Consider the following 24,123-nt stretch of genomic DNA (forward strand, 5'->3'; position numbering starts at 1 on the left):
GTTGTTGCCTCGACACGCCGAGGCGGCGGGCAACAACTTCATGATCGATCACTCCCGGGGAGGCCGCGCGTGATCTTTGAGAAGGTCGTGCGGCCGGGGCTGTTCCGGGTGGGGGGTGGGGACGCCGAGGCGGCGCACGAGTGGACGTTGCGGCGACTGGCCGCGGTGTCCCGGCGGCCGGCGGCGCTCGCCGCGCTGCGGGCCCGCTACCTCCGGCGGGCGCCGCGGACGTTGTTCGGGGTGGAGTTCCCGAACCCGGTCGGGTTGGCCGCGGGGATGGACAAGAACGGGGTGGCGCTGCCGGCCTGGCCGGCGCTCGGCTTCGGCTTCGTCGAGGTCGGCACGGTCACCGCGCACGCCCAGCCGGGCAACCCCCGGCCCCGGCTGTTCCGGCTGCGGGACAGCGAGGCCGTGGTGAACCGGATGGGGTTCAACAACGCCGGCGCCGCGGCCCTGGCCGACCGGCTGGCGGCGCTGCCCCGCCCGATCGGCGTACCGCTGGGCATCTCCCTCGGCAAGTCCAAGGTGACCCCGCTGGACGAGGCCGTCGAGGACTACCTGGCCTCCTACCGGGCGCTGCAGGGGCACGGCGACTACTTCGCCGTCAACGTCTCCTCGCCGAACACCCCGGGGCTACGGTCCCTCCAGGACAAGTCCCACCTGGACGCGCTGCTCGCGGCGCTGGTGGGGGAGAAGCCGGTGCTGGTGAAGATCGCCCCGGACCTCACCGAGCCGGCGATCGCCGAGCTGCTGGAGGTCTGCCTGGACCGGGGCGCGGCCGGGGTGATCGCCACCAACACGACGCTGGCCCGCGACGGGCTCGCCCCGGCCGACCGGGAGCGCGGCGCGGAGAGCGGCGGCCTCTCCGGCCGTCCGCTGGCCGGACGCGCCCGCGAGGTGGTCGCCTTCGTGCACCGGGAGACCGGCGGCCGGCTGCCGGTGATCGGCGTCGGCGGCATCCTGGACCCGGACGACGCGGCCCGGATGTTCGACGCCGGAGCGAGCCTCGTCCAGCTCTACACCGGATTCATCTACCGTGGCCCGGCCCTGGTCCGCGCGGCCGCCCGCGCGGCGGCCGGGGCGGCGGCGGTCCCGGCCGGCCACCGGTGAACCAGAGCCGGGAGAGGCCCCCTCGGCGCTCCCTTTGCTCTGCTGCCCCCGGCGCAACGGCCGCCGTCCGGTATCCGGACACCCGGTGTTGCCGTCGCTGCAGCAGAGCAAAGGGATCGCGGGAGCACCGTCCGGCCCCGCCGGCGTGCGGCTCGGTCCGCCCGTGCCGGCCATCGGGGTGCGCACCAGTCCGCGCGAGGACACGAAGGAGGGCCCGTGACGCCTGAGGAGATCCTGGCCGCCGACCGCCGGCACGTCTGGCACCCGTACGCGGCGCTGCCGCCGGCCAACCCGCCCCACGTGGTGGCGAGCGCGGAGGGCGTACGGCTGCGGCTGGCCGACGGCCGGGAGCTCGTCGACGGGATGTCGTCGTGGTGGGCGGCGATCCACGGCTACCGCCACCCCGTGCTCGACGCGGCGGTCACCGACCAGCTCGGCCGGATGAGCCACGTGATGTTCGGCGGGCTCACCCACGAGCCCGCGGTCCGGCTGGCCAGCACCCTGGTCGAGCTGGCCCCCGACGGCCTGGAACACGTCTTCCTCGCCGACTCCGGCTCGGTCAGCGTCGAGGTGGCGGTGAAGATGTGCCTGCAGTACCAGCGGGCCACCGGCCGGCCGGAACGCCGCCGGCTGGGCACCTGGCGGGGCGGCTACCACGGGGACACCTTCCATCCGATGAGCGTGTGCGACCCGGAGGGCGGGATGCACCACCTCTGGGGGGACGTGCTGCCCCGGCAGGTCTTCGCGCCGGTGCCGCCGGGCGGTTTCGACACCCCGCCGGACCCGGCGTACGAGCAGGCCCTGGTCGACGCGGTGGAGCGGCACGCCGACGAGCTGGCGGCGGTGATCGTGGAGCCGGTGGTCCAGGGCGCCGGCGGGATGCGCTTCCACCACCCGCACTACCTGCGGCTGCTGCGCGAGGTGACCCGGGCGCACGGCGTCCTGCTCATCTTCGACGAGATCGCCACCGGCCTCGGCCGTACCGGCACGATGTTCGCCGCCGAGCACGCCGGCGTCACCCCGGACGTGCTCTGCGTCGGCAAGGCGCTCACCGGCGGTTACCTGACCCTGGCCGCCGCGCTCTGCACGCCCGAGATCGCCCGCGGCATCTCGGCGGGCGGGGTGCTGGCGCACGGTCCCACGTTCATGGGCAACCCGCTCGCCTGCGCGGTCGCCAACGCCTCGCTGGACCTGCTGCGGGCCGGGGACTGGGCCGGGCAGGTGGCGAGGATCCAGGACGGGCTGCGGGCCGGGCTGGAGCCGCTGCGCGACGCGCCCGGGGTGGCGGACGTGCGAATCCTGGGCGCGATCGGCGTGGTCCAGCTCGACCACGAGGTGGACCTGGCCCGGGCCACCGCGGCCGCGGTGGCGCAGGGCGTCTGGCTGCGCCCGTTCCGCGACCTGGTCTACACCATGCCGCCGTACGTCACCGACGATGCCGACGTGGCGCGGATCGTGAGCGGCGTCGAGGCGGCGGTCAAGGCCGGCTGAGGCAGGCGTACCGGGGGAGCGGGCCGATGGTCCGCCACGCCGCCCGAACACGACGAGCGGCGGCGTTCACCGCCGTAGGACACCGCGGCGCGGCGCCGCGCGGAGGAGAGGGAGAGTCGCGATGGAGAGCTTCGGGGTCCGCCTGCACCGGGCCGTGGCCGAACGGGGACCGCTCTGCGTGGGGATCGACCCGCATCCGGGCCTGCTGGCGCGTTGGGGGCTGTCCGACGACGTCGCCGGGCTCGACCGGTTCGCCCGGACTGTGGTCGAGGCGTTGGGTGACCGGATTGCGGTGGTCAAGCCCCAGTCGGCTTGTTTTGAGCGGTTCGGCGCCCGGGGTGTCGGAATTCTTGAGTCAACTATCCGACAGTTACGGGATTCGGGCTCGCTCGTTCTGCTCGACGTCAAGCGCGGCGACATCGGTTCGACGGTCAGCGCGTACGCCTCGGCCTACCTTGATCCATCCAGCCCGCTGTATGTCGACGCGATCACGGCCAGCCCCTATCTCGGGGTCGGATCCCTCGCGCCGATGTTCGAGCTGGCCGCCGCGCACGGCGGTGGCGTCTTCGTCCTGGCGCTCACCTCGAACCCGGAGGGCACCTCGGTGCAGCGCGCCGTCACGGCCGACGGGCGGACCGTCGCGCAGACCGTGATCGACGAGATTTCCCAGCTCAACAGGGGTGCCGAGCCGCTCGGCAGCTTCGGTCTGGTGGTCGGCGCGACGATCGGCGACACCGGTCACGACCTCTCGGCGGTGAACGGTCCGCTGCTCGCGCCGGGGCTCGGCGCCCAGGGTGGCACGGCGGCCGACCTGCGGAACGTCTTCGGCTCCAGCCTGCCCTCGGTGCTGCCCTCGTACTCCCGCGAGGTCCTGCACGCGGGACCGGACATCGCCGGCCTGCGGGCTGCGGCGGACCGGGTTCTGGGCGACTGCCGGGCCGCGCTGGCCACCTCCTGACTGACTGACGGCTCGGTCACTTTGCGCTGATCCTCGCGCGTCCACGTTGCCGAAATCTCCGATGACCGCTAGTTTTCCCCGCGCTGGGAACCACGGACCCCTTTGGTTGCCAGCGACACCACGTTTCACAGATGCGGCGGTGCGCCCCGCCCGCCGCGATAGGGACCTGAGGAGAACTGGTGCCGCTCCCGTCACTGACCCCCGAGCAGCGCGCTGCCGCGCTGGAGAAGGCCGCGGAGATCCGCAAGGCCCGTGCAAAGCTGAAGGAGGACCTGAAGCAGGGCAAGACCAACCTCGCCACGGTCCTCGAGCAGGCCGAGTCCAACGACGTCGTCGGCAAGCTGAAGGTGTCGGCCGTCCTGCAGGCCATGCCGGGCATCGGCAAGATCCGGGCCACCCAGATCATGGAGAAGCTCAAGATCGCCGACAGCCGCCGACTGCGTGGCCTGGGCGAGCAGCAGCGCAAGGCTCTGCTTGGAGAGTTCGCCGCCAACTGAACGCCGCAACGTGTAGAAACAAGCGGTGAGCACGGATGACGAGGCGCGCCCGGCGGCTCGGCTCACTGTCCTGGCCGGACCTTCCGGGGCCGGCACGGAGAGTGTCGTCGAGCTGGTCCGGGCGCGTTTCCCGTCCGCCTGGGTTCCCGTGGCGGCCACCACCCGGCCGCCCGGTGCGGGCGAGGTGGACGGCGTGGACCGGCTCTTCCTCGCCCCGGCCGCGTTCGAGCGGATGATCGCCGGCGACGAGCTGCTGGAGTGGAGCCGGATCGGGCCGTACCGGCGCGGTATCCCGCGCGCGGGGATCCGCTCCCGGCTGGCCGCCGGCCGGCCGGTGCTGCTCCCGCTGGACCTGCCCGGCGCGCTCGCTGTCCGGGCCGTGGCGCCGGACGCGCAGCTGGTGCTCCTCGCCCCGCCCGGCTACCGGCCGGACCCGGCCCTGGCGGCGACCTTCTCCCATGCCGTGACGCACGACCGTGCCGAGCGCGCGGCCGACGAGCTGGTAGGCTTGCTCGGTTCTTCCTTCCTGGCTCCGGCCCAACCGCGCCCGAGCGGTTGAGAGACCACCGCTTTCGCGCGGTGCAGAGACGCAGAGGTTAATTCGTGGGATCCATCGCCAACCCCGAAGGCATCACCAACCCGCCGATCGACGAGCTCCTCGAGAAGACGACCTCGAAGTACGCGCTGGTGATCTTCGCCGCCAAGCGCGCGCGTCAGATCAACGCCTACTACAGCCAGCTCGGTGAGGGCCTGCTGGAGTACGTCGGTCCGCTCGTGGAGACCACCCCGCAGGAGAAGCCGCTCTCGATCGCCATGCGCGAGATCAACGCGGGCCTGCTCACCGCCGAGCCGACCGACCAGCCGTAAGCCCGCCCGCGTCGATGTCCGCCGAGATCGTCCTCGGGGTCGGCGGTGGCATCGCCGCCTACAAGGCGTGTGAGCTGCTCCGGCTCTTCACCGAGTCGGGTCATCACGTCCGGGTCGTGCCGACCGCGTCGGCGCTCCGCTTCGTCGGGGCGCCGACCTGGGCCGCGCTCTCCGGGCGGCCGGTCGCCGACGACGTCTGGTCCGACGTGCACGAGGTGCCGCACGTCCGCCTCGGTCAGCACGCCGACCTGGTGGTGGTCGCGCCGACCACGGCCGACCTGCTCGCCAAGGCCGCCCACGGGCTCGCCGACGACCTGCTGAGCAACACCCTGCTGACCGCCCGCTGCCCGGTCCTGCTCGCCCCGGCCATGCACACCGAGATGTGGGAGCACCCCGCCACCGTCGCGAACGTCGCGACCCTGCGGTCCCGGGGCGTCCGGGTGATCGAGCCCGCGGTCGGCCGGCTCACCGGCGCCGACACCGGCAAGGGCCGACTGCCCGACCCGGCGGAGATCTTCGCCGTCGCCCGCCGTGCCCTCGCCCGGGGCGTCACCGCCCCGGCCGACCTGGCCGGCCGGCACGTGGTGGTCACCGCCGGCGGCACCCGCGAGCCACTCGACCCGGTCCGGTTCCTCGGCAACCGCTCCTCCGGCAAGCAGGGGTACGCCTTCGCCCGCGCGGCGGTCGCCCGGGGCGCCCGGGTCACCCTGGTGTCGGCGAACGTCTCGCTCGCCGACCCGGCCGGCGTCGACCTGGTCCGGGTGGGCACCACCGAGGAGCTGCGCAAGGCGACCCTGGAGGCCGCGGCCGGCGCGGACGCCGTGGTGATGGCCGCCGCTCCCGCCGATTTCCGTCCGGCGACGTACGCGCCTGGCAAAATCAAGAAGGCGGACGACGGCAGCGCGCCGACGATCGACCTGGTCACGAACCCGGACATCGCCGCCGAGCTGGGCCGTCGCCGTCGACCCGAACAGGTGCTGGTGGTGTTCGCCGCCGAGACCGGCGACGCCGAGGCCAACGGCCGGGCCAAGCTGGCCCGCAAGCGGGCGGACCTCATCGTCATCAACGAGGTCGGCCCGGACAAGGTCTTCGGCGCCGAGACCAACGCGGCGACCGTCATCGGTGCGGACGGCTCGGTCGCCCGGCTTGCCGAGCGGTCCAAGGAGGACCTCGCCGACGACGTCTGGGATCTCGTCGTGGCCCGGCTGGCCGACCGGTCCTGAACACTGGTCACCACCGCATTCCCTGAGTCACCCTCGAGGCACGGTGACTAAACTGCCGCGGAGCGACCGTATAAGAGTTTTCAAGTGCTTAGGAGTGCCGTGACACGTCTCTTCACGTCCGAATCGGTCACGGAAGGCCATCCGGACAAGATCGCCGACCAGATCAGCGACGGCATCCTGGACGCGCTGCTCGCCAAGGACCCGCACAGCCGGGTCGCGGTCGAGACCCTGATCACCACCGGCCAGGTGCACGTCGCGGGTGAGGTCACCACGAAGGCGTACGCCGACATCCCGACGATCGTCCGGGACACCATCCTGGGGATCGGCTACGACTCGTCGAAGAAGGGCTTCGACGGCGCCTCCTGCGGCGTCAGCGTCTCCATCGGCGCCCAGTCGCCGGACATCGCCCAGGGCGTCGACAACGCCTTCGAGCTGCGTACCGGCTCGTCGGAGAGCGCGCTGGACGCGCAGGGCGCCGGTGACCAGGGCATGATGTTCGGCTTCGCCTGCTCGGAGACGCCCGAGCTGATGCCGTTGCCGATCGCGCTCGCGCACCGGCTGGCCCGGCGGCTTTCCGCGGTCCGCAAGGACGGCACCATCCCCTACCTGCGCCCGGACGGCAAGACCCAGGTCACCATCGAGTACGACGGGCTGCGCCCCGTCCGGCTGGACACGGTGGTGGTCTCCAGCCAGCACGCCGCCGACATCTCGCTGGAGTCGCTGCTCACCCCCGACGTGCGCGAGCACGTCATCGCCCCCGAGCTGGAGAGCCTCGAGCTGGACACCGAGGGCTACCGGCTGCTGGTGAATCCGACCGGGCGGTTCGAGATCGGCGGCCCGATGGGTGACGCCGGCCTGACCGGCCGCAAGATCATCGTCGACACCTACGGCGGGTACGCCCGGCACGGCGGCGGCGCCTTCTCCGGCAAGGACCCGTCCAAGGTCGACCGCTCCGCCGCGTACGCGATGCGCTGGGTGGCCAAGAACGTGGTCGCCGCCGGCCTGGCCGAGCGCTGCGAGGCGCAGGTCGCGTACGCGATCGGCAAGGCCCACCCGGTCAGCCTCTTCATCGAGACCTTCGGCACCGAGACCGTGCCGGTCGCCTCGATCGAGAAGGCCGTCGTCGAGGTCTTCGACCTGCGCCCGGCCGCGATCATCCGGGACCTCAACCTGCTCCGCCCGATCTACCAGCAGACCGCCGCGTACGGCCACTTCGGCCGTGAGCTGCCGGACCTGACCTGGGAGAGCACCGACCGGGCCGCCGACCTCAAGTCGGCTGCGGGAGCCTGACCGGCACCAGGCGCAGCGACCGGCGACCCGCACCCGGGTCGCCGGTCGCTCGTGTCTGCGTGGACATGCCCCTGGCCCACCTGGACCGCCCCTTCGACTACCTGGTCCCCGCCGAGCTGGACGCCGAGGCGGTCCCCGGCGTCCGGGTCAAGGTGCGCTTCGCCGGCCAGCTGGTCGACGGCTGGCTGCTGGAGCGGGTCGAGCAGTCCGACCACCCCCGGCTGGCGTACCTGGAGAAGGTCGTCTCGCCGGTGCCGGTGCTCGCGCCGGAGATCGCCCGGCTGGCCCGGGCGGTGGCCGACCGGTACGCCGGCAGTCTCGCCGACGTGCTCCGCCTCGCCGTGCCGCCCCGGCACGCCCGCGCCGAGAAGGAGCTCGTCGGCGCCGCGCCGCCCCCGGCCGACACCGCCCCGGCCGGCCCGGCCGCCGGCACCGCCGGCGGCACCGGCACCCCTCCGGTCGGCGCAACCGTCGTCCCCGCCGGCACCGCCTCGGCCGGCCCGACCGCCGAGGCGGTACCGCTCGACCCGCGCGGCTGGCGGGACTACCCGGCCGGGCCGGCGTTCCTCCGCGCGCTCACCGACGGGCGGGCGCCCCGCGCGGTCTGGTCGGCCCTGCCGGGGGAAGACTGGGCCGCCCGGCACGCCGACGCCGTCGCCGCCACCGTGGCCGGCGGCCGGGGCGCGCTGATCGTGGTGGCCGACGCCCGGGACCTGGACCGGCTCGACGCCGCGCTGACCGGCACGCTCGGGCCCGACCGGCACGTCTGTCTCTCCGCCGCGCTCGGACCGGCCCGGCGCTACCGCGCCTTCCTCGCCGCCCGGCGGGCCGAGGCGCCCGTGGTGATCGGCACCCGCGCGGCGATGTTCGCCCCGGTGGACCGGCTCGGCCTGGTGGCGATCTGGGACGACGGCGACGACCTGCACGCCGAGCAACGGGCGCCGTACCCGCACGCGCGGGAGGTGCTGCTCACCCGGGCCCAGCTCGGCGGGGCGGCGGCCCTGGTCGGCGGGTACGCCCGGACCGCCGAGGCGCAGCTGCTGGTGGAGACCGGCTGGGCCCGAGAGGTGGTCGCCGACCGGACGACCGTGCGGGCGCGTACCCCGGCGATCGCGCCGACCGGCGACGACCCGCAGCTGGCCCGCGACCCCGGCGCGGCGACGGCCCGGCTGCCCAGCCTGGCCTGGACCACCGCCCGGGACACCCTGCGCGCCGACGCCCCGGTGCTGGTGCAGGTGCCCCGCCGCGGCTACCTGCCCTCGGTCGCCTGCGCCGACTGCCGGACCCCGGCCCGCTGCCCGCACTGCGCCGGCCCGCTCGCGCTGCCCTCCGCCGCCGGGACGCCCGCCTGTCGCTGGTGCGGCCGGGTCGCCGCCGCGTACGCCTGCCCGGAGTGCGGCGGGCGGCGGCTGCGCGCCTCCGTCACCGGCGCCCGGCGCACCGCCGAGGAGCTGGGCCGCGCCTTCCCCGGGGTGCCCGTCCGCACCTCGGGCCGGGAGGAGGTGCTCACCACCGTGCCCGCCGGGGCCGGCCTGGTGATCGCCACCCCCGGCGCGGAGCCGGTCGCCGAGGGCGGCTACGGGGCGGTGCTGCTGCTCGACTCGTGGGCGCTGCTCACCCGGGCCGACCTGCGGGCCGGCGAGGAGGCGCTGCGTCGCTGGCTGGCCGCCGCAGCCCTGGCCCGGCCGGGCGCGGCCGGCGGCCGGGTGGTGGTGGTCGCCGACGGCGCCCTCGCGCCGGTGCAGGCGCTGCTGCGCTGGGACGCGGCCTGGTTCGCCGCCCGGGAGCTGGCCGAGCGGCGGGAGCTGGGCTTCCCGCCGGCGGTGAAGATGGCCAGCGTCACCGGCCCGGCCGAGGCGGTGGCCGACCTGCTCGCCGGGGCCCGGCTGCCGGACGACGCCGAGGTGCTCGGCCCGGTCCCCGCCGACGAGGGCCGGGAGCGGATGCTGGTGCGGGTGCCGCGCGCCCGGGCCGCCGCCCTCGCCGAGGCGCTGCACACGGCCGCCGGGCAGCGCAGCGCCCGCAAGGCCGCCGATCCGGTCCGCCTCCAGGTAGACCCGCTGAGCCTGTTCTGACCGCCGCCGTACGCCCGGCAAGTAGCCATATTCACGGAACGAGTGGCCATCCCGGGTCGAATGGCTACTCTTGCCGTGAATCTGCGCGGCTCCTGTGGCCGGTCGTCGGACCACGCGTGCGGCAAACGGGTGGTAGCTGCGTGATAGCATCGCCCGTCATGCCCGGGCGCACGGATGGCGCGACGAAGGCGGGAACGCGTCGATCCGACGCCAAATCGATGATGTCAATCAGCCGGTGAGCAGGGGTGGACCAGTCGTGACCGTTCGTCAATCGATCGTCTTCAACGGCGACCTCGGCAGCGGCAAGAGCACCGTCTCCGTCGAGATCGCCAAGCGGCTGGGGCTGCGCCGGGTCAGCGTCGGCGACCTCTACCGGCAGATGGCGCAGGAGCGGCAGATGACCGCGCTCCAGCTCAACCTGCACGCCGAGCTGGACCAGGCGGTCGACGGCTACGTCGACCAGCTCCAGCGGGACATCGCGGCCTCCGGCGAGTCGCTGGTGATGGACTCCCGGCTGGCCTGGCACTTCTTCACCGACGCGCTCAAGGTGCACATGATCACCGAGCCGACCGAGGCGGCCCGGCGGGTGCTCGCCCGCCCGTCCGGCCCGGCCGAGAGCTACGCCTCGCTGGAGGAGGCGAAGGCCAAGCTCCGGGAGCGCAGCGAGAGCGAGCGCGGCCGGTTCATCGTCCGGTACGGCGTCGACAAGGCCCGGCTGCGCAACTACGACCTGATCTGCGACACCACCCGGGCCACCCCGGAGCAGGTGATCGCGCACATCATCGACGCGTACGAGGGCCGGTTCGGCGCCGACGTGCTGGCCGACGCCCCGCCGCTGCTGCTGCTCGACCCGGCCCGGGTCTACCCGACCGAGGACATCACCACCCTGCGCGGGCTCTGGGACTCCGAGTTCGTCGGCGAGGTGGCCGGGGCCGGCGACGAGGCCCTCGAACCGCTGCGGATCGGCTACACCGGCGAGTACTTCTTCGTCGTCGACGGGCACCGCCGGCTCAGCGCCGCCGTCCAGAGCGGCTTCCCCCTCGTCCCGGCCCGGCTGGTCGCCGAGGTGGAGGAGCCGGTGGTCGGCGGGATGAGCGCGGTCGACTACTTCGCCGCCCAGGTCCGCCCCAGCATGATCCACGACTGGGAGGCCGCCCACGGCATCGCGCTGCCGCTGCCCGAGCACGCCCTGCTCGGCGGGGACGCGGTGCTGGCCGGGGAGCCGGGCACCGGCGCCTGAGCGCGCGACCTACCGGACCGGCGCGGCCGGGTGGCGGCGGTCCGCCCGGGCCGCGGCAGCCGACGCGAACGCCCGCACCATCGGGTGCGGCTCGTCGCCGTCGCCAGCCAGCTCGGGCTGGAAGAGGGTGGCCAGAAAGAACGGGTGTCCGGGCAGCTCGGCCACCCGTACCTGGCCGTCGTCGTCGCGCCCGGTGAAACGCAGGCCGTGCGCGACGAGAGTCTCCAGGTGGCGGTGGTTGAGGCCGTAGCCGCACTGGTACCGCTCCACGCTGCGTTTCGACGCCGGTCGCCCGCTGCGCCAGTGAGCCGGCGGTGAAGCGCACCGCCCCCTCGTGTCCGCGCAGGGCGCAGGAGAGCGGCTCGATGAGCAGGTCCTCCGCCCCGGGCGTGTTCTCGGCGTGCGCGACGCCGGTCAGGCCGCACACCGCCCGGGCGTACTCCAGCAGGGTGTGCTGGAAGCCGCCGCAGGTGGCCAGGAAGGGAAGGGCGCCGGTGCGGGCGGTGCGCACCGCGCGGAGGGCGCCCTGCTCGCTGCGGTACGGGCTGCCCGGCAGCAGCCAGATCCCGTCGAACTCGTCCAGCCGGCTCGCCGCCACCTCCTCCGTGGGGATCCAGTAGGCGTCGAGGTCGATGCCGTGGCGCTCGCGCAGCGCGGCCAGCAGGGCGGGCACCCGGGTATGCGACCGGACGGCGGGGGAGCGATCGGCGACGAGGGCGAGGCGGGCAGCGGTCATGCGACCATCCTCGCCCCGGCGGTGGATCAGGTCCAACGATGATCTCTGCTGCCGCGATCAGAAAGGCTTATCGACATGGACCCGCACCTGCTGCGCACCTTCACCGTCGTGGCGCGCCTCCGGTCGTTCTCCGCGGCGGCCGTGGAGCTCGGCTACACCCAGTCGGCGGTGAGCCAGCACGTCGCCGCGCTGGAGGCCGACCTCGGCGCACGTCTGCTGGACCGCCGGCCGGTGGCGCCGACCGTCGCGGGGGAGCGGCTGCTGACGTATGCCGGGCCGATCCTGCTCAGGCTGGCCGCCGCCCGGACCGACCTGGCCCGGCTGGCCGCCCCGCGCCCCGGTCGGCTGCGGGTCGGCGCCACGCCGCTGGCCGTTCCGGCGGCGGCGACCCTGGCGGCCGGCGAGGCAGCGGCCGGGCTGGTGCTCCGGGTCACGGCGCGGAACGAGCTGGTGCGGCAGGTCGCGACCGACGACCTCGACCTCGGTCTGCTGGACGGGTTCACCGCCCCGAACGACCCGCTGCCGGTCACCGACCTCGGCCCGACGGAGGTGTCGGTGCACGGGCAGGAGCCGGCCGTCGTGACGCTGCCCCGGACGCACCCGCTGGCCGGCAGGTCGGCCCTGGCCCTGGCGGACCTGGCCGACGCGCGCTGGATCGACGCGCCCGACGTCGCGGCGCCGCTGCCGCAGCTGCGGGCCGCCACCGGCACGGACGGGTTCCGTTCCGCCGTCCGGTACGACGGGACCGAGGTCGCCGGCCTGCTCGCCGCGGTCGCCGCCGGCCACGGCCTCGCGGTGCTGCCCGCCGGGACCGTCCGGGCCCATGCCGAGCTGGTCGGGGTCGACGTGCGCGAGCCGCGGCTGGTGCACCGGGTGGAGCTGATCCGGCCGGCAGGTTCGGCGGGGGATCGCCGGATCGGCGCAACGGGCGCATGATGAAGGTCGCCTATCTCCCGGGAGGCTGACCGTGGATCCTGCCGACGCCCTCGCGCTGCTGATGTCCCCGCAGGGGCGGGTGAACCCCTATCCCACCTACGAGCGGTTGCGGGCGCACGGTCCGGTCGTCCAGGCCGGGCCGGTCTTCTACGCGGTCACCGGCTACGCCGAGGCCGACGAGATCCTCCGCGACCCCCGGTTCGGGGTGATGGATGACGACCTGCGCGACCAGTTCCTGCCCGGCTGGCGGGAGAGCCCGGCCGTGGCGTCGATCTCCCGGTCGATGCTGCGCACCAACCCGCCGGACCACAGCCGGATGCGGCGGCTCGCGGCGGGCGCCTTCACCCCGCGCCGGATCGCCGCGATGCGCGACGTGGTGGTCGCCCAGGCCGACGAGCTGGTCGACGAGATGCGGGACCGGGGGCACGCCGGCGAGCCGGTGGACTTCATGGCCGACTTCGCGTACCCGCTGCCGGTCGGGGTGATCTGCGCCCTGCTCGGCGTGCCGGCGGCGGACCGGCCGCTGTTCCGGCGCTGGGCTGCCGACCTGACCGGCGTGCTGGAGCCGGAGATCACCCCCGAGGAGCTGGCCGTCGCCGACCGGGGCGCCACCGAGCTGCGCGACTACTTCGCCGAGCTGGTACGGGCCCGCCGCCGCGCCCCGGCCGACGACCTGACCACCGCCCTGGTGCAGGTGCACGACGCCGACGGCGAGCGGCTCTCCGGCGACGAGCTGCTGGCCAACCTGGTGGTGCTGCTGGTGGCCGGCTTCGAGACGACCACCAACCTGCTCGGCAACGGCCTCGTGGTGCTGCTCGGCCACCCCCGCGCGGCCGAGGCGCTGCGCGGGCACCCGGAGTTCGCCGCCGCATACGTCGACGAGCTGCTGCGCTACGACTCGCCGGTCCAGCTCACCTCCCGGATGAGCACCGCCCCGGCCAGCTACGGCGGGCTCGACCTGCCCGCCGGCAGCTGGCTGATCGTGATGCTCGGCGCCGCCAACCGGGACCCCCGCCGGTACCCGGAGCCGGGGCGGTTCGACCCCTGGCGGGCGCAGATCCACCCGCTCTCCTTCGGCGCCGGCCCGCACTACTGCCTCGGGGCGGGGCTGGCCCGGCTGGAGGCGCAGGTCGCCTTCCCGCTGCTGCTGAGCCGGCTGCCCGGGCTGGCCCTGGCCGGCGAGCCGGAGCGGCGGGTCCGGCTGACCCTGCGCGGCTACGCCACCCTGCCGGTGACCGTGGGTGAGGAGTCCCCGCTCACCGATCGCGGTACGCCGGCCGGGGCGGCCCGGGCCACTCCGTAGACTGGTACTGCAGAATTCGTCCCGCCGTCGAAGGAGCCACCCCGCGTGACCGTTCAGCCCATCCGTCTGTTCGGGGATCCGGTGCTGCGCACGCCGGCCGATCCGGTGGTCGACTTCGACGCCGAGCTGCGCAAGCTCGTCGCCGACCTGACCGACACGATGCGCGAGCAGAGCGGCGCCGGTCTGGCCGCGCCCCAGCTCGGCGTGGGCCTGCGGGTGTTCACCTTCGACGTGGACGACGTGCTCGGCCACCTGGTCAACCCGGTGCTGGAGTTCCCCGACGAGGAGGAACAGGACGGCCCGGAGGGCTGCCTCTCCATCCCCGGGCTCTACTTCGACACCAAGCGCCGGCAGAACGTGATCGCCAAGGGGTTCAGCGCCTTCGGTGACCCGATGCAGATCGTGGGCAGCGGCCTGATGGCCCGCTGCGTGCAGCACGAGACCGACCACCTCGACGGGGTGCTCTTCGTCGACCGGCTGGATCCCGAAGGGCGCAAGGAGGCCATGAAGGCGATCCGCCAGGCCGAGTGGTACGACCAGGCCGCCCCGCCGGTGGTCAAGCTCAGCCCGCATCTGAGCAATCCGTTCGGTCTGGGTAGGTGAGTCGCCGGTGCGTCTGATCTTCGCCGGCACTCCGGCCGTCGCCGGTCCCGCCCTGGACGCCATCGCCGCGTCCGGCCACGAGCTGCTGGCCGTGGTCACCCGTCCCGACGCGCCGGCCGGTCGCGGCCGGGGCCTGGTCCGTTCGCCCGTCGGCGCCTGGGCCGACGCGCACGGCGTCGAGGTGCTCACCCCGGCCCGCCCCCGCGAGCCCGAGTTCCTGGACCGGCTCCGCGAGCTGGCGCCGGACTGCGTGCCGGTGGTCGCGTACGGCGCGCTGGTCCCGCCGGTCGCGCTGGAGATCCCCCGGCATGGCTGGATCAACCTGCACTTCTCGCTGCTGCCCGCCTGGCGGGGCGCGGCGCCGGTGCAGCACGCCGTGCTGCACGGCGACGAGCTCACCGGGGCCAGCGTCTTCCAGCTCGAGCAGGGGCTGGACACCGGCCCGGTGTACGGCACGCTGACCGACGAGGTCCGTCCCGCGGACACCTCGGGCGACCTGCTGGAGCGGCTCGCCCACTCCGGCGCCGGCCTGCTGGTGGCGGTCCTCGACGCGATCGAGGCCGGCACCGCGCGGGCCGAGCCGCAGCCGGCCGACAGGGTGTCCCTCGCCCCGAAGCTGACCGTCGAGGACGCCCGGGTGCGCTGGGGCGATCCGGCCTTCGCCGTCGACCGGCGGATCCGCGCCTGCACGCCGGCCCCCGGCCCGTGGACGACCTTCCGGGGTGAGCGGGTCAAGCTCGGCCCGGTCGTCCCGGTGGCGAACGGCCCCGAGCTGAAGCCCGGCGAGCTGCTGGTGGAGAAGGCCCGGGTGCTGGCCGGTACGGCCACCGTCCCGGTGCTGCTCGGCGAGGTGCGGGCGGCCGGCAAGAAGGCCATGTCGGCGAGCGACTGGGCGCGCGGCGCCCGGGTCGCCGCCGGGGAGGTGCTCGCGTGACCGGGCCGGCCGAGCCCCGGGGTGAGCGCCACTCCGACGAGGGCCTACGCGGCCCGTCGACCGGACGGCCGTCCGGCGGCGAGCGGGGCGGGTTCGGCCGTGCCGACGGTCCGCGCTCCGACGAGGGTGGCCGCGGCGAGCGGCCCGGGGACCGGGGCCGGTCCTTCGGGGCCGAGCGCGGCGACCGGTACCCGCGCGGCGGGCGAGCGGGCCAGGGCGGGGACCGCCCGCGCGGCGGCCAGTTCGGCGCGGACCGGCGTGGCGCCGGCCGGCGGCCGGTCCGGCCCGCCGTCGACGTGCCGCGGCAGATCGCGTACCAGGCGATCGCGGCGGTGCACCGGGACGACGCGTACGCCAACCTGGTGCTGCCCGCGATGCTGCGGGAGGAGGGGCTGGTCGGTCGGGACGCCGCCTTCGCCACCGAGCTGACCTACGGCACGCTGCGCCAGACCGGCACCCTCGACGCGATCATCACCGACGCCGCCGGCCGCGACGTGCAGCGGATCGACCCGCCGGTACGCGACGCGCTGCGGCTCGGGGCGTACCAGCTCCTGCACACCCGGGTGCCCGCGCACGCGGCGGTCTCCTCGACCGTCGACCTGGTGCGGTCGGTGGTCCCGGGCGCCACCGGCTTCGCCAACGCGGTGCTGCGGGAAATCACCACCCGGGACCACGACGGCTGGGTGGCGAAGCTCGCCCCGGCGACGGAGACCGACCCGGTCGGACACCTCGCGCTGGCGTACAGCCACCCGCAGTGGATCGTCCGGGCCTTCGCCGAGGCACTCGGCGGCGATCTCGGCGAGACGGAACGGCTGCTGATCGAGGACAACGAACGACCACCGGTGCACCTGTGCGCCCGGCCCGGCCTGGCCGATCCGGTGGAGCTGGCCGACGAGGTGGGGGGTGCCCCGGGCGCCTTCTCGCCGTACGCGGTCTACCTCTCCGGCGGCGCGCCGGGCGAGCTGCGGGCGGTCCTCGACGGTCGGGCGCACGTCCAGGACGAGGGCTCCCAGCTGGTGGCGAACGCCCTGGTGGCCGCGCCGCTGGACGGCCCGGACGGCCGCTGGCTCGACCTCTGCGCCGGTCCGGGCGGCAAAGCCGGCCTGCTCGGCGCCCTCGCCGCGCAGCGGGGCGCCCGGCTCACCGCGGTGGAGGTGGCCGAGCACCGGGCCCGGCTGGTCGAGCAGGCGACCCGAGGGCTGCCGGTGACCGTGCTCGCCACCGACGGCCGGACGGTCGGCGCCGACCCGACGCTGCCCGAGGGGCACTTCGACCGGGTGCTGGTCGACGCCCCCTGCACCGGTCTGGGCTCGCTGCGCCGCCGGCCGGAGTCCCGCTGGCGCCGCCAGCCGTCCGACCTGCCGCCGCTGACCCGGTTGCAGCGGGAGCTGCTCACCGCGGCGCTGCGGGCCGTCCGCCCGGGCGGTGTGGTCGCCTACGTCACCTGCTCACCGCACACGGTGGAGACGCACGTGACGGTGACCGAGGCCGCCCGCCGCTGCGGCCTGCCGGTCGACTTCGTTGACGCCCGGCCGCTGCTGCCGGCGGGCATGCCGGGGCTGGGCGACGGGCCGACGGTGCAGCTCTGGCCGCACCGGCACGGCACCGACGCGATGTTCCTGGCGGTGCTGCGCCGGGGCTGAACCCGCGACGCACCGCATTGACCTGCTCGGATGCGGTGGGGTATGCCTGCACCGCCCGACCCGCGGGCGCACCCGGCGCCCGGGGTCGTCCGGGCGGGCTCGATGGACCCCGAGGAGGCGCCGCCCTGGGGCGGGTTCGGCCGTGAGCTTGGCGTGTGGCGGCGCCGGGCGGGCCTGACCCAGGCGCAGCTGGCCCTGCGGGTCGGCTACCACCACAGCGTCATCAGCACACCGAGTACACGCTCACGGTGGGCGGCGCCGGCGGCCAGCTGATCGGCAACAGCAACTTCGAGTCGGGCACCACGCCGTGGACCGCCACCTCGGGCGTGATCACCAACTCGACCAGCCAGACGGCCCGGACCGGCTCCTACAAGGCCTGGCTGGACGGGTACGGCAGCACCCACACCGACACGCTGTCCCAGTCGGTGACCGTGCTGGCCGGCTGCGCCAGCTACACCCTGGCCTTTTGGCTGCACATCGACACGGCCGAGACCACCACCTCGACGGCGTACGACAGGCTGACCGCCCAGGTCGGCACCACCACGCTGGCGACCTACTCGAACCTCAACGGCGGCAGCGGCTACGTGCAGCGCACGTTCAACGTGGCCGCGTACGCCGGCCAGACCGTCACGCTGAAGTTCACCGGGGTCGAGGACTCGTCGCTGCAGACGAGCTTCGTCGTCGACGACGTGACGGTGCAGGCCAGCTAGCTAGTGTGCTGCGCTAGAAATCCGCCTACAAAATCGTGCGAGTGATTCGAGAATCTCCTCGGCGGTTTTGGTCCAGGTGAAGGGCCTGGGGTTGGTGTTCCAGTCTGCGATCCAGGTGCGGATGTCGGCTTCCAGGCTGTGAACGCTCTTGTGGGCGCCGCGGCGGATCTTCTGCTCTGTGAGGTAGCCGAACCAGCGTTCGACCTGGTTGATCCAGGAGGAACCGGTCGGTGTGAAGTGCATGTGGAAGCGGGGATGGCGGGCCAGCCAGGCCCGCACGGCGGGGGTCTTGTGGGTGCCGTAGTTGTCGCAGACCAGGTGCACGTCCAGATCGGCTGGGACGGCTTTGTCGATCGTGGCCAGGAACTTCTTGAACTCGGTCGCGCGGTGCTGGCGGTGCAGTTCGCCGATGACGGTGCCGTCGGCGATGTTGAACGCGGCGAACAGGCTGGTGATGCCGTTGCGGACGTAGTCGTGGGTGCGCCGTTCGGGCATGCCGGGCATCATCGGCAGCACCGGCTGGGACCGGTCCAGGGCCTGGATCTGCGACTTCTCATCCACGCAGAGCACCACGGCCCGTTCGGGCGGGTTGTGGTAGAGCCCGACCACGTCGACGACCTTCTCGATGAACTGCGGATCCGTGGAGAGCTTGAACGTGTCGGCCAGATGCGGCTTGAGGCCGAAGTCCCGCCAGATCCGCCCGACGGTGGACTTCGACAGTCCGGACCTCTCCGCCATGGAGGTACGCGACCAGTGGGTGGCGTTACGTGGCGTCTGCTCCAAGGTGGCGACGACGACCTCTTCGACCCGGTCCACACCGATGGACGCAGGACGGCCCGGTCGCGGCTCATCGATCACTCCGTCCAGGCGCAGCTTCAAAAATCGCCGACGCCATTTGCCCACCGTGGACAGATGAACGCCCACAGCCGCCGCCACATCAGTGTTCGAGCCGCCATCGGCACAGGACAGAATGATCCGGGAACGCATCGCGAGGACCTGCGCCGTCTTCGCCCGCCGCGACCATCGGGTCAACGTCGCACGTTCTTCATCAGTCAACGTCAGCGGCGGGGTGGGACGCCCAGTCCTCGGCATCCCACCACCATACCCACTTATCAGGCGAATTTCTGGCGCACCACACTAGTGCTCTGACCACAAACGTCGGCCGGGTTGGTCGGGGTTGGGAAATGTCGTAGGGCTGGTGTTGGCTTCGGTTCGTGCCTCGCCGTCGGGATCCCGCCGCTCCGCGGGTGGTGCATCCCACCGCGCGTGTCGCGTTGCGGGTGACGCCGGGTCAGCGGCGGCGGTGTTTCGGGCTGCTGCGCTCGGCCGGTGACGTGTGGGCGTGTGTGCTGGAGGTCAACGCGTGGTGCCACCGCCGCCGCGACGCGCCGCTGGTCGCCTATCAACAGCTGTGCCGGGAGTTGGCCGCATCCGGGCCGGGCACGTTCGCCGAACTGGACACCACCGGCGCCCGGTCGGTGTTGCGCCGGTTCTCCGATGCGTGGTTCGCGGCGGCGAAACGCCGCAAGGACGGTGACCTGTCGGCCCGGTTCCCCGTCGCCGGCGGGGGTTGGTACCGGTGCGCTGGTACCACGGCACGTTCACCCTCGACGGGCGTTGGGTCCGGATCCCGACCGCGAAAGGTACGTCGCCGTTGTGGGTGCGCCTGGCGCGCGACGTGCCGTATCCGGTCGAGCAGGTCCGGTCGGTCACCCTGCTGTGTGAGGGTGGCCGCCTGTTCCTGGACGTGACCGCTGAGGTGCCGGTGGCGGTCTACCCGCCCGGTGAGCAACCGGATCCGGCCCGGGTGGGCGGGGTGGATCTGGGGATCATCCACCCGTACGCCGTGGCCGGCCCGGACGGGGAGGGACTGTTGGTGTCGGGGCGGGCGATCCGCGCCGAGCACCGCATGCACCTGGCCGACACCAAAGCCCGCCGCCGCGCTGTGGCACGTCGGGTGCCGAAGCCGGGTGAGAAGGGGTCGCGGCGGTGGCGGCAGTACCGGCGTCGGGCCCACCTGGTGGAGGGCCGGCACCGGCGCAGGGTCCGTCAGGCCCAGCACGAGGCCGCCCGCGGCGTGGTCTCGTGGGCGGTGCGGCAGCGGGTCGGTGTCCTGCACGTCGGTGACCCCCGCGGGGTGCTCGACATCCCTACCGGGCGGCGGCACAACCTGCGGTTGCGGCAGTGGCAGATCGGCCGGCTCCTGCAGGTCCTCACCGACAAGGCCACCCTCGCCGGGATCACCGTCCGGCTGGTCGACGAACGCGGCACCTCCTCCACCTGCCCCGCCTGCCGAAGGCGGGTACCGAAACCCCGTGGCAGGACGTTGTCCTGCCCGCACTGCGCGTTCTCCGGGCACCGTGACCTGGTCGCGGCGGCCAGCATCGCCACCCGTGTTCCGGGCGGCGGATCCACCACCCCGGCAGCGGTCGTGCTGCCGCAGGTGGTCACGCACCGTCGAGCCGGCCGGCACCTCCCCGGCGCCGGCCAGTCCCGACGTGACCCCCGCCGCCCACCCCGGGCGGCGCGAGGATCAGTTGGCCCGCGGAGGCCCGCCCCACCCGGTGGGGAGTCGCTCGCCCCCAAGGCGAGGATCCACAACACCCACCGCAAACCCGGTGAACGTTAGTGGACACCGCACTAGGCGGGACCCGGGCGGGGCGGGCGACGGCCCGCACCGCTCACTGGACCGGCAGGCCCTTGGTCCCGGCGCCCTTCAACGACCGGGTCAACGTGCGGTCGTCGACCCAGAGGAAGCACTGCACGCCGTGGTTGCCGTCCTGCCACTCCTGCTCGAAGGGGTGGTAGATGACCGTGCCGGCGCGGTACTGCATGTCGCTGTTGTTCGGCACCTTGACGTACTTGGCGATCAGCCCCCGGCACGCCTTGTGCGCCCGCAGCGAGGTGCGCTGGAACTCGTCGTAGCTGATGTCCGGCGCCTGCCAGACGCCGACGAACTCGGCGTGGTGCTTGGCGGTGCAGGCGACCGGCCGCATCTGGTCGATGTCGTCCTTGACGAGCTTCGGGTTGAAGCAGCCGTAGGCGAGCGGGGAGCCCGGGGCCAGCGCGTTGCGCAACGAGGCGCTGCGCGGGGTGATGCTGCTGTCGTCGAGGCCGGCCACCTCGGAGACGTCGCAGCGGAACCAGCGGGCGCCGCCCGTCCAGGCCAGCGCCGACGGGAAGATGACGGAGACCAACAGCCGCCCGGAACGCCAGTCGGCGCCGACCGCCTTGCTGACCTGCTTGTCGCAGTCGGCGCGGGCCGTCCGTACGCCGGTCGAGCCGGCCTTCGGGGGAGCGCCCCGCTCGGCGTTCGGCCCGGTCAGCGTGCCGACGTGCAGGGTCTCCGCCCGGTGCGTGGCGGTGCACTCGACCGGGTTGTAGCCGCTGAGGTAGCCGACGTCCTGGACCGTGGGGTGGCAGGCCTCGTTCTCCGGCACGAAGGCCTCCGCCGGCGCGAGGTCCGGCCAGTCGTCGGCCAGGTTCCGGTCCACCCCGGCCGGCGCGCCGCAGCCGGTGAGCGCCAGCGCCGCCGTCCCGGTCACGACGACCGCCGTCCACCATCGTCGCATCCGCCGACCTCCCCGTCGTCCGTCGTCGCGCCGACCCGGCTGGCACCGCCGGTACGCCACGGCGCAGCAGCATACGGCAATCGGGCTCAGGTGACGGGGAGTCCCTGCGGACCGACGCCGCGCATCGTGCGGGTCAGCTTCCGGTCGTCGCTCCACAGGAAACAGCGCACCCCCCGGTCGCCCTCCTCCCACTCCCGCTGGGACGGCGGGTAGAAGATCGAGCCGGCCCGGTACGGCAGCTCGCTGTTGTTCGGCACGTTGGCGAAGACGGCGATGAGCGCCCTGCAGCGCCGGTGCACCAGCTGGCTGGACCGGGTGAACTGCGCCCAGCTCATGTCGCGTTCCACGTAGACGCCGACGAACTCGGCCCGGTGCGGTTCGGTGCAGAGCACCGGCGCCATGTAGTTCAGGTTGTCGCCGATCAGCTTGGGGTCGAAGCAGCGGTGGACCAGCGGATTGTCACCGACCATCGCGCCGCGCAGGCTGCCCACCCGGTTGACCGGCCGGGTGTTGTCGATGCTGTCGGTCTCGGCCAGGTCGCACCGGTACCAGCGGGCGCCGGCGAGCCAGGCGGTCACCGAGGGCAGCGCGATGTTCATGGTGAGCCGGGCGGAGTGCCAGTCCCCGCCGATCACCTCCTGGGCCCGCTGGTCGCATTCCGCCCGGGCGGTCCGCAGCGCGGGGGAGCCCGGTTCGGGGCGGGCGTCGGCCGCCGCCGGCCCGGTGAAGGTGCCGATGTGCACGGCCTCGGCCAGGTGGCTGCGCCCGCAGGCCACCGTCTCGTAGGTGTCGGCCTGCACGACCGCGGTGACCCGGGGCAGGCAGGCGTCCGTGGCGGGCAAGAACAACTGGGGCGCCGGCAGGGCGGGCCAGTCGTCGGTCAGGTCGCCGTCGGCCCGGTGCGGCTGGACGCAGCCGCTCAGGACCGCCGTCGCCGTGCCGGCCAGCGCCAGCGCCACGAGCCACCGTCGCATCCTCCGCCCCTTTCGGGAGATGGCAGCCGGTCGCCGCGGCCCGTGCGGCGTTCCCCGCCAACGGGCGTGCGGCAGATGTGACCGTCCCCGATGGAGTGTTGCGGTGTTTCCGTCGATCGGCCAGTCGCGACTGGCTTTTCGTCCGGGAAATCGGGTCCGGGAGGGCCGATTCTGCACCACCGGTCACGGCTGGGTCACAGCGGGTCCCGGTTGGTGCCGTGCTGCAGGCGGCGGGTGACCGCGTTCGTACACTGGCCCCGTGACCGTACCGCCGCCCATCGTCGCGCCCAGCATCCTGGCCGCCGATTTCGCCCGCCTCGCCGACGAGGTCCGCGCCATAGAGCACGCCGCCGACTGGTTGCACGTGGACGTCATGGACAACCACTTCGTGCCGAACCTGACCATCGGCCTGCCGGTGGTGCAGAGCCTGCGCGCCGCGACCGAGCTCCCCTTCGACGTGCACCTCATGATCGAGGACCCGCGCCGCTGGGCGCCCGGGTACGCCGACGCCGGGGCGTACAACGTGACGTTCCACGCCGAGGCGTGCGACGACCCGGTGGCCCTGGCGAAGGACCTGCGCTCGGCCGGGGCGAAGGCGGGGCTGGCGATCGACCGGGACACCCCGATCGAGCCGTACCTCGACCTGCTGCCCAGCTTCGACACCCTGCTGATCATGACGATCAAGGCCGGGTTCGGCGGTCAGCGGTTCATCCCGCAGCTCCTCGACAAGGTGCGGGCCGCCCGGCGGCACGTCGACAGCGGTCACCTGGAGCTGCGCATCGAGGTCGACGGCGGGATCGCCGCCGACACCATCGAGCAGGCGGCGGCCGCCGGCGCGGACGCCTTCGTCGCCGGCACCGCCGTCTACGGCGCCGACGACCCCGCCGAGGCGGTACGCCGCCTGCGCGCCCTGGCGGAACGCGCGGCCACCGGGGCCTGAGGTGGACCCGGCCGGTGAGCGACCCGACGTCATCCTGGTCGTCGACGACGACGAGGACATCGCGCGTTTCGTCGAGTTCAACCTGCGGCTGCACGGCTTCGAGGTGCTCCACGCCAGCGACGGCCAGGAGGCGCTCGAGGTGATCGAGCGGCAACGCCCCGACCTGGCCGTGGTCGACCTGATGATGCCGCGCATCGACGGCCTGGAGCTGACCCGCCGGCTGCGCGCCGACCCGATGACCTCCGCCCTGCCGGTGATCATGCTGACCGCCAAGGGGATGACGCAGGACAAGGTCAACGGTCTCAGCGTCGGTGCCGACGACTACCTGGTGAAGCCCTTCGACACCCTGGAGCTGGTGGCCCGGGTCAACTCCACGCTGCGCCGCAACAAGGAGTTCCGGGAGGTCTCGCCGCTGACCGGGCTGCCCGGCAACAGCCGGATCCGGCGGGAGATCAGCGACCGGGTCCGCAACGGGGTGGACTACGCGGTCGGGTACATCGACATCGACCGGTTCAAGAGCGTCAACGACCGGTACGGCTTCGTCCGCGGCGACGAGTTCATCTCCGCCCTGGCCCGCAGCCTGCACCGGGCGGTGGTCTCGATCGGGCTGCCGCCGGCCTTCCTCGGCCACGTCGGCGGCGACGACTTCGTCATCGTCTGCACCCCCGGCCAGGTCCGGCCGCTGACCAGCAGGGCGGTGGTCGACTTCGAGAAGGCCGCGGACGCCCTCTACGACCCCACCGACCGGGAGCGCGGCTTCGTCGAGCTCAAGGACCGGCGGGGCAACATCCGGCGGGCCGCCCTGGTCACCCTCTCCATCGGCGTCTCCCTCTCCGACTCCGGGAAGCGCTTCACCGATCCACTGGAGGCGATCGCGGTGGCCTCGGAGATGAAGACGGTCGCGAAGAGCCAGCCCGGGTCGTACGTGGCGGTCGACCGGCGGCGCGGCGTCACGTGAGTAACCGGTTTCCGGTGGGTGTGGTGGATCCTCGCCTTGGGGGCGAGCGACTCCCGACCGGGT

23 protein-coding genes and 2 pseudogenes are annotated in these 24,123 nt (G+C 73.7%); 20 read left to right on the forward strand and 5 right to left on the reverse strand.

Features of this window, described 5'->3' with window-relative positions; all coding sequences use genetic code 11:
* Positions 1-69: 69 nt before the first annotated feature.
* From EV384_RS16185 to EV384_RS16230, 10 genes are all read left to right on the forward strand, one after another.
* On the forward strand, positions 70-1,110 hold the full coding sequence (locus tag EV384_RS16185) for a quinone-dependent dihydroorotate dehydrogenase (RefSeq protein ID WP_130334324.1): 1,041 nt from the start codon (positions 70-72) through the stop codon (positions 1,108-1,110).
* A gap of 216 nt (positions 1,111-1,326) precedes the next feature.
* Positions 1,327-2,601, forward strand: a complete 1,275-nt coding sequence (locus EV384_RS16190) for an adenosylmethionine--8-amino-7-oxononanoate transaminase (RefSeq protein ID WP_130334326.1) — start codon at positions 1,327-1,329, stop codon at positions 2,599-2,601.
* 121 nt (positions 2,602-2,722) lie between these two features.
* Complete coding sequence (gene pyrF / locus EV384_RS16195; protein WP_130334328.1) at positions 2,723-3,559, forward strand: orotidine-5'-phosphate decarboxylase; 837 nt, start codon at positions 2,723-2,725, stop codon at positions 3,557-3,559.
* Between the two features lie 179 nt (positions 3,560-3,738).
* A complete protein-coding gene (mihF, locus tag EV384_RS16200) occupies positions 3,739-4,056 on the forward strand; it encodes an integration host factor, actinobacterial type (protein WP_130334330.1) in 318 nt (105 codons plus the stop codon).
* Between the two features lie 25 nt (positions 4,057-4,081).
* Complete coding sequence (locus EV384_RS16205; RefSeq protein ID WP_130334332.1) at positions 4,082-4,615, forward strand: nucleoside/nucleotide kinase family protein; 534 nt, start codon at positions 4,082-4,084, stop codon at positions 4,613-4,615.
* A 44-nt stretch (positions 4,616-4,659) separates the two neighbouring features.
* Positions 4,660-4,923 carry a DNA-directed RNA polymerase subunit omega gene (rpoZ, locus tag EV384_RS16210; RefSeq protein ID WP_130334334.1) on the forward strand — a complete coding sequence of 88 codons (264 nt, stop codon included), beginning with the start codon at positions 4,660-4,662 and terminating at the stop codon, positions 4,921-4,923.
* A 14-nt stretch (positions 4,924-4,937) separates the two neighbouring features.
* On the forward strand, positions 4,938-6,146 hold the full coding sequence (coaBC, locus tag EV384_RS16215) for a bifunctional phosphopantothenoylcysteine decarboxylase/phosphopantothenate--cysteine ligase CoaBC (RefSeq protein WP_130334336.1): 1,209 nt from the start codon (positions 4,938-4,940) through the stop codon (positions 6,144-6,146).
* A 99-nt stretch (positions 6,147-6,245) separates the two neighbouring features.
* Positions 6,246-7,436, forward strand: a complete 1,191-nt coding sequence (gene metK / locus EV384_RS16220) for a methionine adenosyltransferase (RefSeq protein ID WP_130334338.1) — start codon at positions 6,246-6,248, stop codon at positions 7,434-7,436.
* Positions 7,437-7,495: 59 nt separating this feature from the next.
* Positions 7,496-9,511 carry a primosomal protein N' gene (locus EV384_RS16225; RefSeq protein WP_130334340.1) on the forward strand — a complete coding sequence of 672 codons (2,016 nt, stop codon included), beginning with the start codon at positions 7,496-7,498 and terminating at the stop codon, positions 9,509-9,511.
* A 256-nt stretch (positions 9,512-9,767) separates the two neighbouring features.
* The gene (locus EV384_RS16230) at positions 9,768-10,751 is read left to right on the forward strand and encodes an AAA family ATPase (RefSeq protein ID WP_130334342.1); all 984 of its coding nucleotides are present in this window, start codon (positions 9,768-9,770) and stop codon (positions 10,749-10,751) included.
* A gap of 9 nt (positions 10,752-10,760) precedes the next feature.
* Here EV384_RS16230 and EV384_RS35985 read toward each other — a convergent pair whose 3' ends face one another.
* Together EV384_RS35985 and EV384_RS35990 are read right to left on the reverse strand one after the other, a co-directional pair.
* Positions 10,761-11,021 carry a CTP synthase gene (locus tag EV384_RS35985; protein WP_242624084.1) on the reverse strand — a complete coding sequence of 87 codons (261 nt, stop codon included), beginning with the start codon at positions 11,019-11,021 and terminating at the stop codon, positions 10,761-10,763.
* 190 nt (positions 11,022-11,211) lie between these two features.
* Positions 11,212-11,487: pseudogene (locus tag EV384_RS35990) on the reverse strand (CTP synthase); the annotation flags it as partial.
* Positions 11,488-11,562: 75 nt separating this feature from the next.
* On the opposite strand from EV384_RS35990, the gene EV384_RS16240 reads away from it, so the two are divergent.
* The 7 genes and pseudogenes from EV384_RS16240 to EV384_RS16270 all read left to right on the forward strand — a co-directional run.
* Positions 11,563-12,423 carry a LysR family transcriptional regulator gene (locus EV384_RS16240; protein WP_130334344.1) on the forward strand — a complete coding sequence of 287 codons (861 nt, stop codon included), beginning with the start codon at positions 11,563-11,565 and terminating at the stop codon, positions 12,421-12,423.
* Between the two features lie 61 nt (positions 12,424-12,484).
* Positions 12,485-13,726, forward strand: coding sequence for a cytochrome P450 (locus EV384_RS16245; RefSeq protein WP_423202959.1), 1,242 nt, complete (start codon positions 12,485-12,487; stop codon positions 13,724-13,726).
* A gap of 45 nt (positions 13,727-13,771) precedes the next feature.
* On the forward strand, positions 13,772-14,329 hold the full coding sequence (gene def, locus EV384_RS16250; RefSeq protein WP_130334348.1) for a peptide deformylase: 558 nt from the start codon (positions 13,772-13,774) through the stop codon (positions 14,327-14,329).
* A 7-nt stretch (positions 14,330-14,336) separates the two neighbouring features.
* Positions 14,337-15,263, forward strand: coding sequence for a methionyl-tRNA formyltransferase (gene fmt / locus EV384_RS16255; protein WP_130334350.1), 927 nt, complete (start codon positions 14,337-14,339; stop codon positions 15,261-15,263).
* Positions 15,260-16,906, forward strand: coding sequence for an RsmB/NOP family class I SAM-dependent RNA methyltransferase (locus EV384_RS16260; protein WP_242624085.1), 1,647 nt, complete (start codon positions 15,260-15,262; stop codon positions 16,904-16,906). The genes fmt and EV384_RS16260 overlap by 4 nt, the downstream gene beginning before the upstream one ends.
* Before the next feature lie 42 nt (positions 16,907-16,948).
* Positions 16,949-17,179 (forward strand): helix-turn-helix domain-containing protein, encoded by a 231-nt coding sequence (locus EV384_RS37260; RefSeq protein ID WP_207232338.1) that lies wholly within the window; start codon positions 16,949-16,951, stop codon positions 17,177-17,179.
* Positions 17,143-17,616, forward strand: a pseudogene (locus tag EV384_RS16270) (aminopeptidase); the annotation flags it as partial. The gene EV384_RS37260 and the pseudogene EV384_RS16270, both read left to right, overlap by 37 nt.
* On the opposite strand, the gene EV384_RS16275 reads toward EV384_RS16270, so the two are convergent.
* Entirely contained in the window at positions 17,617-18,708 is a 1,092-nt protein-coding gene (locus EV384_RS16275; protein ID WP_130334352.1) for an IS630 family transposase, read from the reverse strand.
* Between the two features lie 487 nt (positions 18,709-19,195).
* On the opposite strand from EV384_RS16275, the gene EV384_RS16280 reads away from it, so the two are divergent.
* Positions 19,196-20,245: an RNA-guided endonuclease InsQ/TnpB family protein gene (locus EV384_RS16280; protein ID WP_165439949.1), complete on the forward strand. Its 1,050-nt coding sequence runs from the start codon at positions 19,196-19,198 to the stop codon at positions 20,243-20,245.
* Between the two features lie 52 nt (positions 20,246-20,297).
* Here the strand turns inward: EV384_RS16280 and EV384_RS16285 are convergent, their stop codons facing one another.
* Positions 20,298-21,188 carry a septum formation family protein gene (locus tag EV384_RS16285; protein WP_130334356.1) on the reverse strand — a complete coding sequence of 297 codons (891 nt, stop codon included), beginning with the start codon at positions 21,186-21,188 and terminating at the stop codon, positions 20,298-20,300.
* Between the two features lie 86 nt (positions 21,189-21,274).
* Positions 21,275-22,162 carry a septum formation family protein gene (locus tag EV384_RS16290; RefSeq protein ID WP_130334358.1) on the reverse strand — a complete coding sequence of 296 codons (888 nt, stop codon included), beginning with the start codon at positions 22,160-22,162 and terminating at the stop codon, positions 21,275-21,277.
* 259 nt (positions 22,163-22,421) lie between these two features.
* Between EV384_RS16290 and rpe the strand changes: the two genes are divergently transcribed.
* Both rpe and EV384_RS16300 read left to right on the forward strand, forming a co-directional pair.
* Positions 22,422-23,102, forward strand: a complete 681-nt coding sequence (gene rpe / locus EV384_RS16295) for a ribulose-phosphate 3-epimerase (RefSeq protein ID WP_130334360.1) — start codon at positions 22,422-22,424, stop codon at positions 23,100-23,102.
* A gap of 1 nt (position 23,103) precedes the next feature.
* Positions 23,104-24,060 carry a GGDEF domain-containing response regulator gene (locus tag EV384_RS16300; protein WP_130334362.1) on the forward strand — a complete coding sequence of 319 codons (957 nt, stop codon included), beginning with the start codon at positions 23,104-23,106 and terminating at the stop codon, positions 24,058-24,060.
* Positions 24,061-24,123 lie beyond the last annotated feature (63 nt).

The organism is Micromonospora kangleipakensis, from assembly GCF_004217615.1.
In the GTDB taxonomy this organism is placed as follows: domain Bacteria; phylum Actinomycetota; class Actinomycetes; order Mycobacteriales; family Micromonosporaceae; genus Micromonospora; species Micromonospora kangleipakensis.

What these genes read in the sequence shown, in the direction of transcription:
- EV384_RS16240 (WP_130334344.1), top strand. Translation starts at nt 11,563, where the DNA reads ATGGACCCGCACCTGCTGCGCACCTTCACCGTCGTGGCGCGCCTCCGG.
- EV384_RS16275 (WP_130334352.1), bottom strand. Translation starts at nt 18,708, where the DNA reads ATGCCGAGGACTGGGCGTCCCACCCCGCCGCTGACGTTGACTGATGAA.
- EV384_RS16285 (WP_130334356.1), bottom strand. Translation starts at nt 21,188, where the DNA reads ATGCGACGATGGTGGACGGCGGTCGTCGTGACCGGGACGGCGGCGCTG.
- EV384_RS16290 (WP_130334358.1), bottom strand. Translation starts at nt 22,162, where the DNA reads ATGCGACGGTGGCTCGTGGCGCTGGCGCTGGCCGGCACGGCGACGGCG.
- EV384_RS37260 (WP_207232338.1), top strand. Translation starts at nt 16,949, where the DNA reads ATGCCTGCACCGCCCGACCCGCGGGCGCACCCGGCGCCCGGGGTCGTC.
- EV384_RS16245 (WP_423202959.1), top strand. Translation starts at nt 12,485, where the DNA reads ATGTCCCCGCAGGGGCGGGTGAACCCCTATCCCACCTACGAGCGGTTG.
- pyrF (WP_130334328.1), top strand. Translation starts at nt 2,723, where the DNA reads ATGGAGAGCTTCGGGGTCCGCCTGCACCGGGCCGTGGCCGAACGGGGA.
- coaBC (WP_130334336.1), top strand. Translation starts at nt 4,938, where the DNA reads ATGTCCGCCGAGATCGTCCTCGGGGTCGGCGGTGGCATCGCCGCCTAC.